This window comes from Parapusillimonas granuli (assembly GCF_013416525.1).
Taxonomy (GTDB): Bacteria; Pseudomonadota; Gammaproteobacteria; order Burkholderiales; family Burkholderiaceae_B; genus Parapusillimonas; species Parapusillimonas granuli.
The window spans coordinates 59,338-72,329 of record NZ_JACCEM010000013.1 but is presented as its reverse complement, the minus strand read 5'-3'; the positions used below and the strand labels follow the sequence as shown (position 1 = coordinate 72,329).

The 12,992-nt window shown below is 66.1% G+C and carries 10 protein-coding genes; 6 read left to right on the top strand and 4 right to left on the bottom strand.

Going from position 1 to position 12,992, the window contains the following annotated elements:
- Positions 1 to 21: 21 nt before the first annotated feature.
- Positions 22 to 1,248 carry a polyhydroxyalkanoate depolymerase gene (locus H0A72_RS20040; RefSeq protein WP_180158285.1) on the bottom strand — a complete coding sequence of 409 codons (1,227 nt, stop codon included), beginning with the start codon at positions 1,246 to 1,248 and terminating at the stop codon, positions 22 to 24.
- Between the two features lie 139 nt (positions 1,249 to 1,387).
- Positions 1,388 to 1,711 (bottom strand): ferredoxin FdxA, encoded by a 324-nt coding sequence (gene fdxA / locus H0A72_RS20035; RefSeq protein WP_180158284.1) that lies wholly within the window; start codon positions 1,709 to 1,711, stop codon positions 1,388 to 1,390.
- A 162-nt stretch (positions 1,712 to 1,873) separates the two neighbouring features.
- On the opposite strand from fdxA, the gene pncB reads away from it, so the two are divergent.
- Both pncB and H0A72_RS20025 read left to right on the top strand, forming a co-directional pair.
- Positions 1,874 to 3,049 carry a nicotinate phosphoribosyltransferase gene (pncB, locus tag H0A72_RS20030; RefSeq protein ID WP_180158283.1) on the top strand — a complete coding sequence of 392 codons (1,176 nt, stop codon included), beginning with the start codon at positions 1,874 to 1,876 and terminating at the stop codon, positions 3,047 to 3,049.
- 35 nt (positions 3,050 to 3,084) lie between these two features.
- Entirely contained in the window at positions 3,085 to 3,438 is a 354-nt protein-coding gene (locus H0A72_RS20025) for a RidA family protein (RefSeq protein ID WP_180158282.1), read from the top strand.
- A gap of 15 nt (positions 3,439 to 3,453) precedes the next feature.
- Here the strand turns inward: H0A72_RS20025 and H0A72_RS20020 are convergent, their stop codons facing one another.
- Positions 3,454 to 3,969 (bottom strand): NAD(P)H-dependent oxidoreductase, encoded by a 516-nt coding sequence (locus H0A72_RS20020; RefSeq protein WP_180158281.1) that lies wholly within the window; start codon positions 3,967 to 3,969, stop codon positions 3,454 to 3,456.
- Positions 3,970 to 4,058: 89 nt separating this feature from the next.
- Here H0A72_RS20020 and H0A72_RS20015 point away from each other — a divergent pair, with 89 nt between their 5' ends.
- The 4 genes from H0A72_RS20015 to accD all read left to right on the top strand — a co-directional run bounded on the left by H0A72_RS20015 (position 4,059) and on the right by accD (position 9,523).
- A complete protein-coding gene (locus H0A72_RS20015; protein ID WP_180158280.1) occupies positions 4,059 to 6,296 on the top strand; it encodes a RelA/SpoT family protein in 2,238 nt (745 codons plus the stop codon).
- Between the two features lie 187 nt (positions 6,297 to 6,483).
- Positions 6,484 to 7,683 (top strand): tryptophan synthase subunit beta, encoded by a 1,200-nt coding sequence (gene trpB / locus H0A72_RS20010; RefSeq protein WP_180158279.1) that lies wholly within the window; start codon positions 6,484 to 6,486, stop codon positions 7,681 to 7,683.
- Positions 7,684 to 7,699: 16 nt separating this feature from the next.
- On the top strand, positions 7,700 to 8,548 hold the full coding sequence (gene trpA / locus H0A72_RS20005) for a tryptophan synthase subunit alpha (RefSeq protein WP_180158312.1): 849 nt from the start codon (positions 7,700 to 7,702) through the stop codon (positions 8,546 to 8,548).
- Positions 8,549 to 8,647: 99 nt separating this feature from the next.
- Complete coding sequence (accD, locus tag H0A72_RS20000) at positions 8,648 to 9,523, top strand: acetyl-CoA carboxylase, carboxyltransferase subunit beta (RefSeq protein ID WP_180158278.1); 876 nt, start codon at positions 8,648 to 8,650, stop codon at positions 9,521 to 9,523.
- A gap of 186 nt (positions 9,524 to 9,709) precedes the next feature.
- Here the strand turns inward: accD and H0A72_RS19995 are convergent, their stop codons facing one another.
- The gene (locus tag H0A72_RS19995) at positions 9,710 to 12,877 is read right to left on the bottom strand and encodes an Rne/Rng family ribonuclease (RefSeq protein ID WP_180158277.1); all 3,168 of its coding nucleotides are present in this window, start codon (positions 12,875 to 12,877) and stop codon (positions 9,710 to 9,712) included.
- Between the last annotated feature and the right edge of the window lie 115 nt (positions 12,878 to 12,992).

The window sequence follows — 12,992 nt, the reverse complement described above, 5'->3', positions numbered from 1 at the left end:
ATGCACCGCGGCGTAGTGCTGCTACGCCATGTCGCGTATGAATTGCGCTATTTTAGGACAGATGATGTTGCGCCAGCGCCGGCCGGAAAAAATGCCGTAGTGGCCGCAGCCCATGGCGGTGTAGTGCAGCTTGCGCTCGGCGGGTATGCCGCTGCACAGCGTTTGCGCCGCCTGCGTTTGGCCCTGGCCGGAAATGTCGTCGAGTTCGCCCTCGATGGTCAGCAGCGCGGTGCGCCGGATAGCCGAGGGATCGACTTTCCGGCCGTCGATGACCCAGCTGCCCAGGGGCAGCTGGTGTTCCTGGAAGACGACCTTGATGGTGTCCAGGTAGAACTCGGCCGGCATGTCCAGCACGGCGTTGTATTCGTCGTAGAAGCGCCGGTGGGCTTCGGCGTCGTGGTCGCTGCCCTTGAGCAGGTCCATGTAGAAATCGTAGTGCGAGCGCAGGTGCCGGTCGGGGTTCATGGCCATGAAGCCGGTGTGCTGCAGGAAACCGGGGTAGACGTGCCGGCCGGCGCCCGGATAGCGGGCGGGCACGCGGTGGATCAGGTTGTTCTCGAACCAGTTGTAGGACTTGGTGGTGGCAAGGCGGTTGACCTGGGTGGGCGATTGCCGGGTGTCGATGGGGCCGCCCATCATGATCATGCTGAGCGGCTGACAGGGGTCGTCGTTCGAAGCCATGAGCGACACCGCCGCCAGCACGGGCACGGTGGGCTGGCACACGGCAATGACATGGGTTTGCGGGCCCAGGTGGCGCAGGAAGTCCTGCACGTAGCGCACGTAGTCGTTCAGGTGGAACGGCCCGGCGTCCAGGGGCACCATGCGGGCGTCCAGCCAGTCGGTCACGTAGACGTCGTGGTGGGGCAGCAGGGCGCGGACGGTGTCGCGCAGCAGCGTGGCATGGTGGCCCGACAGCGGCGCGACCAGCAGCACGCGGGGATCCTGTTCCAGGCCGGCCGCGCCGTCGCGCTGGAAGCGGATCAGGTTGCAAAAAGGCTTGCTCAGCGCGATTTCCTTGCGGATGGCGATTGCGCAGCCGTCGCGTTCGGCGCTTTCCAGCCCCCAGGCGGGCTTTTCGTAGTCCTTGCCCAGGCGATGGACCAGTTCGTAGGTTGCCGCCATCTGCCGGGACACCGGCGTATAGCTGAAAGGGCTGTAGGGGTGGGAGAAAAGCTGGCTGCCTGAGCTGGTGAACGCCGCCAAAGGAGTCAGGAAAGCCCGTTTGAGTTCGTGCAAATCATACAGCATGGGGGGTACGGCCTTATAAAGGTATTATTTTTGTGAGCATGGTTATAAGCTAATCACAATTGCGGCGGATTACCAATAAGAGCTAACCAGGAATTTGCACGCTTCCTGGGGCAGAGCTGCCGATTGTGTTGTTTTATTGTTATTTTTCGAGATACTTGAGCTTGTCGGGCACCCCGTTCCAGTCGTCGGCGTCGGGCAGTGGCGGCTTGGAGCGGTTGATGGGGCCGAACTCGGGAGTGAGTTCCGCATTCAGGGCGATGTACTGGACCTGGTCCTGGGGGACGTCTTCTTCCGCGAAAATGGCATTGGCGGGGCATTCCGGCACACAGACGGCGCAGTCGATGCATTCGTCCGGATCGATCACCAGGAAATTGGGACCTTCCCGGAAGCAGTCCACCGGACAGACGTCGACGCAGTCGGTGAACTTGCACTTGATACAGTTTTCGGTGACAACGTGTGTCATGTCAAAAGCTCCAACATCAGATGGCCTTGATTTTACCCAATAACCGCGGGCGAGCCGGGATTGACCTGTCGGCAAAGCAGGTCTTTGCCACTATGATGTCGTCTGCATAGGAGGCAGGGCGGTCGCCCTGTGCTATGGTAAGCAAAACTTTCGCCCGACCCCATGATAATTACTTCATTACTCGACACCGACCTGTACAAGTTCACCATGATGCAGGTGGTGCTGCACCATTTCCCCGCCGCGCAGGTCGAATACCGCTACAAGTGCCGCACGCCCAACATCAACCTGGCGGCCTACCTGGACGAAATCCGCGAGGAAGTGCACCAGCTGTGCCAGCTGCGCTTCACCGAGCCCGAGCTCCAGTACCTGCGCTCGCTGCGCTTCATCAAAAGCGATTTCGTCGATTTCCTGGGGCTGTTCCACCTTCCCGAAAAATGCATCAGCATCACCGAAAGCAAGGTGCCGGGCGAAATCGACATCAGCGTGAAGGGGCCGTGGCTGCACACCATATTGTTCGAGATTCCCGTGCTGGCGATCGTGAACGAAGTGTATTTCCGCAACGTCTGCCGCGAGCCGGGCTGGGAAGAAGGCCGCAAGCGGCTCCAGGAAAAAATGCGCCTGGTCATCGACGACCCCGCGCTGGCGGACTTCCGCGTCGCGGAATACGGCACGCGCCGGCGCTTTTCGAAGGTCTGGCACGATGAGGTCGTGACCACCATGAAGAACCAGATGGGCGTCCATTTCGCCGGCACCAGCAACGTGGAGCTGGCCATGAAGCACAACGTCACCCCGCTGGGCACCATGGCGCACGAATACCTGCAGGCCTGCCAGGCGCTCGGGCCGCGCCTGCGCGATTCGCAGGTGTTTGCGCTGGAGGTCTGGGCCAAGGAATACCGCGGCGACCTGGGCATCGCGCTGTCCGACGTCTACGGCATGGACGCCTTCCTGCGCGACTTCGACATGTATTTCTGCAAGCTGTTCGACGGGGCGCGCCATGATTCCGGCGACCCCTTCGTATGGGGCGAGCGCCTGCTGGAGCACTATGCCCGCAACCGCACCGACCCGCGCACCAAGATCCTGGTGTTCTCCGACGCCCTGACCATCCCGCGCGCCATCGAGCTTGCCAAGCATTTCGCGGGGCGCTGCAAGATTTCCTTCGGCATCGGCACCAATCTCACCAACGACCTGGGCCACGAGCCCCTGCAGATCGTGATGAAGATGGTCCGCTGCAACGGCCAGCCGGTCGCGAAAGTATCGGACGCCCCCGAAAAGACCATGTGCGACGATCCGGCCTACCTGGCCTACCTGCGTCAGGTCTTCCAGTTGCCTCCGGCCTGAGGTCTGCTATATTTGCTTGTTTTTGGAGTCTTCTCATGAGCGAAGTGGAACGCGTCAACGTTGAAAAACGCCTGTCGGACATGGCCATCTACAATGGCGTCGCCTATCTGGCGGGCCAGGTCCCCGACGATGCATCGCTTGACATACAAGGCCAGACCGCGCAGGTGCTGGCCACGATAGACCGCCTGCTCGCCACGGCGGGCACCGACAAGTCCCGCATCCTGATGGCCCAGATCTTCATCGCCAACATGAAGGAATTCGACGGCATGAACAAAGCCTGGGACGCCTGGGTCGCGCCGGGCAACGCGCCGCCCCGGGCCACCGTCGAAGCGCGGCTCGCCAATCCCGACTACAAGGTCGAAATCGTCGTCACCGCGGCCCTGCGCTAAGGGCCTGCGCCGCCGTCACAGCAGCAGGGCGGCCAGCAGGCCGCCCATGTTCGCGGCCGCCTGCCGGTCGGGTTCGCCGATGGATTTCGGCGCCAGGATGGCTTCGGGCGTCTGCGCCGCGGTATTGGCGATGTGCGCGGGCGCCACGGGCCGCAGGCGCCATCCGGCGCAGATTCTTTCCGCCTGGCGCACGGCGCCGCTGCCGTCGCTGCCGGCGCTGACCAGCAGCCCGTAGGGCCGTCCGTTCAGGCGGTCCAGGACGGCATAGTAGTTGCGGTCGAAGAATTCCTTCATGGCGCCGCTCAGGCCGGCCAGGTTTTCAGGGCCGCAGAACAGCATGGCGTCCGCGCCGAGCAGGTCGCCGGCCTGGGCCTGGTCGGCATGCCGGAGCATGACGTCCAGCCCGTCTTGCGCCTGGAGTTCGCGGGCGGCCGCCTGCGCGCCGGCGACGGCGGCGTCGGCCAGCTGTTTCGCCGCGCCGGTGCGCGAATGCCATACGATGAGCAGGGTCTTTCGGGGCTGTGGGTCCATGGTGGTCGCTGTATCGCGTGGCCTGTATAAACGGTAGTATAGGGGCGCGGCGAAGTCCGCATGTTTCCGTTGTCTGTAAGTTTTCCGCCATGGCTACGATTGTTCCACCGGATCCCGAAAAATCGCCGTTCGACGCGCAATGGTTCGAACGCGCCTGCGCCGACCTGGACGAAAACGGCCGCCGGCTGCTGCGCGACGCCGCCGACTGGGCCGGCGAGCACGCCACCGGCATCCTGGCCACCACGGGCGAACCGCTGGCGCAGCACAGCGCGGCGGTGGTGCTCATCCTGGCCGAGCTCGGCACCGACGCCCAGGCGCGCGCCAGCGCGCTGCTGACCGTCCTGCGGCCCGACAGCAGCCGCAACGAGCGCGACGACCCGCTGTTCAAGCGCTTCGGGCCGGAAGTCATGTCCCTGGTCCAGGGCACGCGCGCGCTGCTGCGCCTGGGCCACCTGGCGGGGCAGGCAACCGACCAAGCCACGGCGGGCACGGACCAAAAGGAAATGCAGCGCAAGATGCTGCTGGCCATGGCCGCCGACCTGCGCATCGTGCTGCTGCGCCTCGCGTCGCGCCTGCAATCCCTGCGCTGGCATGCCGCGTCCAAGACGCCCTGCCCGAAAAGCTTCGCCCGGGAAACCATGGAGCTCTACACGCCGCTCGCCAACCGGCTGGGCATCTGGCAGATCAAATGGGAAATGGAAGACCTGGCCTTCCGCTTCATGGAGCCCGACACCTACAAGACCATCGCCCGCCAGCTCGAGGAAAAGCGCGTCGAGCGCGAGGCCTTCATCGGCGAAACGCTCGAAAGGCTGCGCACCGCCCTGAAAGAGGCGCGCATATCCGCCGACGTGAGCGGCAGGCCCAAGCACATCTACAGCATCTGGAACAAGATGCGCAACAAGAACCTGGCGTTCAGCCAGCTGTACGATTTGCGCGCCTTGCGGGTCATCGTCGACGACGAGCGCGCGTGCTATGCCGTCCTGGCGCTGGTGCATTCCATGTGGACGCCGGTCTCCGACGAATTCGACGACTACATCTCGCGGCCCAAGCCCAACGGCTACCGCTCGCTGCACACCGTCGTGGCCGACGCCCAGGGCAGGACGTTCGAGATCCAGATACGCACCCATGAAATGCACGAGTTCGCCGAATACGGCATGGCGGCCCATTGGCGCTACAAGGAAGCCGGCCCGCGCGGCGGCCAGGTGGCGGCTTCGGGCGGCTACGACCAGAAGATCGCCTGGATGCGGCAGCTGCTCGCCTGGGACAAGGACGAAGCCGATCCATCCAAGGCGCCGAACGGCCCGGAAAAAAACCCCGCCGGCGAGCGCATCTACGTCATGACGCCCCAGGCCCGGGTCATCGAGCTGCCGGCCGGCGCGACGCCCGTCGATTTCGCCTATTACCTGCACACCGACCTGGGCCATCGCTGCCGCGGCGCGCGGGTCGACGGCCAGATGGTGCCGCTGCTGACCAAGCTCGCCACGGGCCAGACGGTGGAGATCATCGCGGCCAAGTCGGGCGGACCCTCGCGCGATTGGCTCAATCCCCAGCTGGGCTTCCTGGCCAGCCCGCGCTCGCGCGCCAAGGTCAGGGCCTGGTTCAACGCCATCGAGCTGCAGCAGCGCATTTCCCAGGGCCAGGCCATGGTCGAGAAAGAACTGCAGCGCCTGGGCAAGACCGCCGTCAACCTGGAACAGATGGCCCAGCAGCTCGACTTCGCCTGCGCCGACGACCTGTACGTCGCGGTGGCCAAGGAAGAGTTCAGCCTGCGCCAGATCGACTACCTGCTGATGGGCGGCAAAAGCCGCGCGGCGGAAGCCGAGCCCGGGGCGGAGTCCGCCGAGGCCCGCATCTACGGCAGCCGCGACGACAGCGTCGCGCGCACCGGCAAGAGCGGCGTGCTGGTGGTGGGCGTGGATTCGCTCATGACCCAGCTGGCGCGCTGCTGCCGCCCGGCGCCGCCCGACTCCATCGTGGGCTTCGTGACGCGCGGCCGCGGGGTGTCCATCCACCGCCGCGACTGCAGCGCCTATGCCGCGCTGGCCGCCCGCAACCCCGAGCGCCTGATCGACGTGGACTGGGGCAACACGGGCGATGCGGTGTATCCCGTCGACATCAGCATCCATGCGCCGGAACGCCCCAATCTGCTGCGGGACCTGTCCGAGGTCTTTGCCAAGCTGCGCCTGAACGTGGTGAGCGTCAATACGCACAGCCGGCGCTCGCTGGCCCACATGGTGTTCACCATCGAGGTCAAGAGCGGCGAGCAGATCGGCAAGGCGCTCGCCGCGCTGAACGAATTGTCGGGGGTGACGGCGGCGCGCCACTGAAGGGCCCGGGCGTCGGCCGGCCCTGGGCGTCGGCGAGCCGCCGATGGATGCCCGGGCGGCCCGGCGATTTCCACGGCGCGGGCGGGCCGCTGCCGAATACCCGCGCCGGGCTGCTAAAATGGCCGTTTACGGAATGGCCGGCCCGCCGCGGCGGGCCGGCCATGTCGCACAACCAGAGAGCAATGTTTTGAAATCCTATACTTTGCCTGACCAGAACGGGCACTTCGGCCAGTATGGCGGCTCATTCGTCGCCGAAACCCTGGTCCATGCCCTGGACGAGCTGCGCCTTGCCTACGACAAGTACCGCAACGACCCCGAATTCCAAAGGGAATTCGCCTACGAGCTCAAGCATTTCGTCGGGCGCCCCAGCCCGGTCTACCATGCTCGTCGATGGTCGGAAGAACTGGGCGGAGCGCAAATCTGGTTCAAGCGCGAAGACCTCAACCACACGGGCGCGCACAAGATCAACAACTGCATAGGCCAGATCCTGCTGGCCCGCCGCATGGGCAAGCCGCGCATCATCGCCGAGACCGGCGCCGGGCAGCACGGCGTCGCCACGGCGACCGTGGCCGCGCGCTACGGGCTGGAATGCGTGGTCTACATGGGCAGCGAAGACGTCCGCCGCCAGGCGTCCAATGTGTATCGCATGAAGCTGCTGGGCGCCACCGTGGTGCCGGTGGATTCCGGCTCCCGCACGCTCAAGGACGCCTTGAACGAAGCCATGCGCGACTGGGTCACCAACGTCGAAAACACCTTCTACATCATCGGCACCGTGGCCGGCCCGCACCCATATCCCATGATGGTCCGCGACTTCCAGTCCGTCATCGGCCAGGAATGCCTCGAGCAGATGCCGGCCGAAACCGGCCGCCAGCCCGACTACGTGGTGGCCTCGGTGGGCGGCGGCTCGAACGCCATGGGCATCTTCCACCCCTATATCGAGCACGAAGAAGTGAACCTGATCGGCATCGAGGCCGCGGGGCAGGGGCTGGCCAGCGGCAAGCATGCGGCCTCGCTCAATGCGGGCGTGGTCGGCGTGCTGCACGGCAACCGCACCTACGTCATACAAGACGAAAACGGCCAGATCATCGAAACCCATTCCATCTCCGCGGGCCTGGACTACCCCGGCGTGGGTCCCGAGCACGCATGGCTGAAGGATTCCGGCCGCGCGCGCTACGAATGCATAGACGACAGCGAGGCGCTGGCCGCCTTCCATGCCTGCTGCCGCACCGAAGGCATCATGCCCGCGCTCGAGTCCGCGCACGCCATCGCCTATGCGCAGAAGCTCGCGCCCACGCTGCCCAAGGACAAAATCATTCTTGTCTGCCTGTCCGGGCGGGGCGACAAAGACATGCACACCGTGGCCGATTTCAGCGGCATCAGCCTGTAGGAAGCGGGGTTACATGATGAATTCCTCCAACGAGCGCTTGCTCGCGAGCTTTGCCAACAGAAAAGGGCGCACGGCGCTGATTCCATATATCACCGCGGGCGATCCCTCCATCCAGGCCACTCCCCGGCTGATGCACGCCCTGGTGCGCGCCGGCGCCGACGTCATCGAGCTCGGCGTGCCTTTTTCCGACCCCATGGCCGACGGCCCCGTCATCCAGCGCGCGGGCGAACGCGCCATACGCCGGGGCGTGGGGCTGCGCCAGGTCCTGGACATGGTCGCCGAATTCCGCCTGCAGGACCAGAATACGCCGGTCGTGCTGATGGGCTATGCCAACCCCATCGAACGCATGGGGCCCGCCGCCTTTGCCGAGCAGGCGCGGCAGGCGGGCGTCGACGGCGTGCTCGTGGTGGATTATCCGCCCGAGGAAGTCGAGGAATTCGCGGCGCTGCTGGGCCAGGCGAAAATCGATCCCATCTTCCTGCTGGCGCCGACCTCCACCCAGGAGCGCATGCGCAAGATCGGGCAGCTGGCGCGCGGCTATGTCTATTATGTATCGCTGAAAGGCGTGACGGGCGCCGGCCACCTGGACACCGACGACGTCGCGGCCCGCCTGGCCGAAATCCGCCGCCATGTGTCGATTCCGGTCGGCGTGGGCTTCGGCATCCGCGACGCCGACAGCGCCAAGCGCTTGTCGGCCTGCGCCGATGCCGTCGTCATCGGCAGCAAACTGATAGAAACCATGGAAGCCGCCGTCGCGGAAGCCGGCGGGCGCGGCGCCTCTCCGGCGGAAACCGACGCCGCGGCCATCGAAGCGGCCGAAAGCTGGCTGGCCGGAATCCGGCGGGCCCTGCCTTCCGGCGGTTGAACACAAGCCCGCGCCGCCGGCCGGCGCGGAGCGGCAGTCGAGCGGCGACAAAACCAGAACCCTATGGCTCCGTAAGCGGGGCTCACATCGGAAAAGAACATGAGTTGGATCGACAAAATACTTCCACCGCGCATCAACCGCAGCGGTGAGGGCGGCAGGCGGGTCCCCGAAGGGGTGTGGGTCAAGTGCCCGTCCTGCGAGTCCGTGCTGTACAAGGAAGACCTGAAGGCAACGCTCAATGTGTGCCCCAAGTGCAGCCACCACATGCGCATAGGCTCGCGGGCCCGCATAGACGCCTTGCTGGACGCCGACGGCCGGGTCGAGATCGGGCAGGAAACCCGCCCCATGGATCCTTTGAAGTTCCGCGATACGCGCAAGTATCCCGATCGGGTGTCCGAAGCGGTCAAGCAGACGGGGGAAAGCGAAGCCCTGGTCGTCATGAGCGGCCGCATTCTCGCGGTGCCGACCGTGCTGGCGTGCTTCGAGTTCGAGTTCATGGGCGGCTCCATGGGCTCGGTGGTGGGCGAGCGCTTTGCCCGCGGCGTGCAGGAAGCCATCAAGAACCGCACGCCCTTTATTTGCGTCGCCGCCTCCGGCGGCGCCCGCATGCAGGAAAGCGTGCTGTCGCTGATGCAGATGGCGAAGACCAACGCGATGCTGACGCGCCTGTCGGCGGCGGGCCTTCCTTTCATCAGTGTGCTCACGGACCCGACCATGGGCGGCGTGTCCGCCAGCTTCGCCTTCATGGGCGACGTGGTGATCGCGGAGCCCAAGGCGCTCATCGGCTTTGCGGGCCCGCGCGTCATCGAGCAGACGGTGCGCGAGAAACTGCCCGAGGGCTTTCAGCGCGCGGAGTTCCTGTTGCAGAAGGGGGCGATAGACATGGTGATCGATCGCCGCGAGATGCGCAACGAACTGGCTCACCTGATGGCCATCCTCACTCGCCAGCCTGGCGATGTGGTGGCGAAGAACTGAAATTCCTTGCGGGGGCCGCTCGGGCCTCCTAGGCGAACCGCTTTCTTGAAATCGGCTTCAGTCCATTCGGGGTTCTAGTCGTCGATCTCACCAAACCAGCTCGTAAAAAAGCCTTGCCGCTTTCCAGAGGCAAGGCTTTTTTTATCCGCCCGCGCTACGACACGGCGGGCGGGCGGCGGGGCGAGGTCAGTGGGTTTCCACTTGCTGCAGGGACTCGTTGGCGACCTTGGCCACGGGCTTGCGCGGCCGGCCCAGGCGTGCCGCCGGAGCGGGCGCCGGAGCGGCGATGGACGTCGGCTTCGTTTCGATGAGCTGCATGCCGGCGGCCTGCAGGATGTCGTCCAGTCCGGCTCCGGCCGGCGCCGCGCCGTTCAGGGCGATAGGCGACTGGCCGGCGCTTTCGGCGACCTTCGCGGCCTGAGCCGGTTCGGCTGCCGCCACTTGCTCCGCAGGAACACCCTTCGCTTGCGCAGCCGGCGCTTCCGCCGCGGCGGAAGCTTCGGCTGCCGGCGTGGCCTCGGCCGGTTCTTGCCCGCCAGCTTGCGCCGGCGCCGTTTCAGCAACGGCCGGCTCGGCAACCGCCGCGTCGGCGGCAACGGGCTCGATGGCAGCCTGGCCGGCGGCGGCCTCTTCAGCAGGCTGTTCGGCGGAGGCTTCTTCAGCCGCGGCCTGCTCGGCGGCAGTCGCGTCCTCGGCGGCCGCTTCCGCGACCGCCGGTGCGCCGGCCGCCGGTACGCCGTCAGTCCGCTCCGACACGGCCGCCGGTGCTTCTTCAACCGCGCCCGCGGCAGCTTGCGCATCGGCGGCTTCCGTGGGAGCCGACGGCGCGAGGGCTACGGACCGGCCGGCATCGGCTTCGGCCCGGCTGTCGCCCGCATCGGCCGCCTGTGCCGCGGCGATGGACGCGGACGGCTCTTGCGCGCCCGCGTCGGCGGGCTGGACGTCCGCGGCCGGCACGGCTTCGGGGTCGAAAACAGGCGTTTCGTGCGCGACGAAGGGAAGCTGCTCGTCGGCCTGACCGTTTTCATCGGCCTGGCTGACGCCTTCCGCGCCGACCTCGGAGGGCTTGCGGCTGCGGCGGCTGCGGCGACGGCGGCGCTTGCGTTCGGTTTCCTGCTGATCGCCGTCCGCAAGGGTTTCGCTGAAGGAATCCGATTCGGCCATCGCCGCTTCTTCGGCGACGTCCGTATCGGCCTGGACCAGGGTTTCGGCGACCGGGACCGCAGCGGCGGCGACCGGCAGGGCCGTGGCCACGGTTTCGGTTTCCATCGCTTCGGACTGGGTTTCTTCGCGGCGGCTGCGACCCCGGCCGCGCCGGCTGCGGCCACGGCCGGCGCCTTCGGCGGCCTCCGCGGCTTCGGCGGCAAAGCCCGTCGCGGGCTGCTGCGGCGCCTGGCGAGGCGCATCGACGGCCGCCGCGGGGGCGTCCGGCTGGACATGGCGGCGGGGTTTTTGAACCGGCGCTTGCTGCTCTTCCGACTTGGCGCCGGCGATGGCGGCGTCCGGGCGGCGTTCGCCGCGGCGCGAGCGACCGCGCTCGCCGTGGCTGCGTTCCCGGCGCTGTTCCTGGGTACGGCCGCCCTTGCCGCGCGTGCCCTGCGCCGCCTTGCCGGCGGGCTCGGCAACGGCCGGCGCTTCGGCTTGCTCGCCGCCGCCGGTCAGCCAGTTGACCAGGCGCTTGAACAGGCCCACGCTTTGCGGCGCGGCGGGCGCGGCCGCCGGTGCGCTGGGGGCGGACACGGGAGCCGGCTGCGAAGGCGTGATGCCCTTGACCAGCGCCTCGGGGCGGGACTTGGCTTCCAGCGCCTTGTTGGGTTCCCAGACCACCTTGTCTTCAGGCTGCGTGACGAGCTCGAAGCTGGTCTTGATTTCCTCCAGGCGGGGATCGTCGTGGCGCAGCCGTTCGATGTGGTGGTGCGGCGTTTCCAGATTCTTGTTGGGAATCAGGACCAGATTGACTTTGAGCCTGGACTCGATCTTGGTGATGTCGGTGCGTTTTTCATTCAGCAGGAAAGTCGCCACGTCGACGGGCACCTGGGCATGCAGGGCGGCGGTGCCTTCCTTCATGGCCTCTTCCTGCAGCAGCCGCAGCACGTGCAGGGCGCTGGATTCCGCGTCGCGGACCACGCCGGTGCCGTTGCAACGCGGGCAGGTGATGTGCGAGCCTTCGTTCAGGGCGGGGCGCAGCCGCTGGCGCGACAGTTCCATGAGCCCGAAGCGGGAAATCTTGCCCATTTGCACGCGGGCGCGGTCGAAGTGCAAGGCGTCGCGCAGGCGCTGTTCGACCGCGCGCTGGTTCTTGCTGTCTTCCATGTCGATGAAGTCGATGACGATCAGGCCGCCGAGGTCGCGCAGGCGCAGCTGGCGCGCCACTTCGTCCGCCGCCTCGAGGTTGGTGCGCATCGCCGTTTCTTCGATGTCGGCGCCACGGGTGGACCTTGCGGAGTTGACGTCGATCGCCACCAGCGCCTCGGTGTGGTCGATGACCACCGAGCCACCCGACGGCAGCTGGACGGTGCGCGAATAGGCGGTTTCGATCTGGTGTTCGATCTGGAAGCGCGAGAACAGCGGGATGTCGTCGCGGTACATTTTGACGCGCTGGACGTTGTCCGGCATGACCACGCTCATGAAGGCGGTGGCCTGGTCGTAGATGTCGTCGGTATCGATGAGGATCTCGCCGATCTCGGGCGAGTAGTAATCGCGTATGGCGCGGATGACCAGGCTCGATTCCAGATAGATGAGGATGGGAGCCTTGTTTTCACGCGCCGCGACATCGATGGCGTTCCAGAGCTGCAGCAGATAGGACAGGTCCCATTGGAGCTCTTCGACGCTGCGGCCTATGCCCGCGGTGCGGGCGATGATGCTCATGCCGGAGGGGACGTCCAGCTGGTCCATGGTGTCGCGCAGTTCCTGGCGGTCCTCGCCTTCGACCCGGCGCGAGACGCCGCCGCCCCTGGGGTTGTTGGGCATCAGGACCAGGTAGCGCCCGGCCAGCGAGATGAAGGTGGTCAGAGCGGCGCCCTTGTTGCCGCGCTCTTCCTTCTCGACCTGGATGATGAGCTCCTGGCCTTCGGTCAGGGCGTCCTGGATGCGCGCTGTGCGCACGTCGACGCCTTCCTTGAAGTAGCTGCGGGCGATTTCCTTGAAGGGCAGGAAGCCGTGGCGTTCTTCGCCGTAGCTGACGAAGCAGGCCTCGAGGCCGGGTTCGATGCGGGTGATGACCCCTTTGTAGATGTTGCCTTTGCGCTGTTCGCGCCCGGCGGTTTCGATGTCGAGGTCGATGAGCTTCTGGCCATCGACAATCGCAACGCGTAGTTCTTCTTGATGCGTTGCATTGAACAGCATTCGTTTCATGAGCGTGTTTCTCCGTAGTCATGGCGCACCGTTGATCGGCGCACGACCGCGGGTCACTCGGTGTGTGGCGCTAAATCTGCGTAGGAGGGATGGCTGACGATGTCAGGCATTGCCC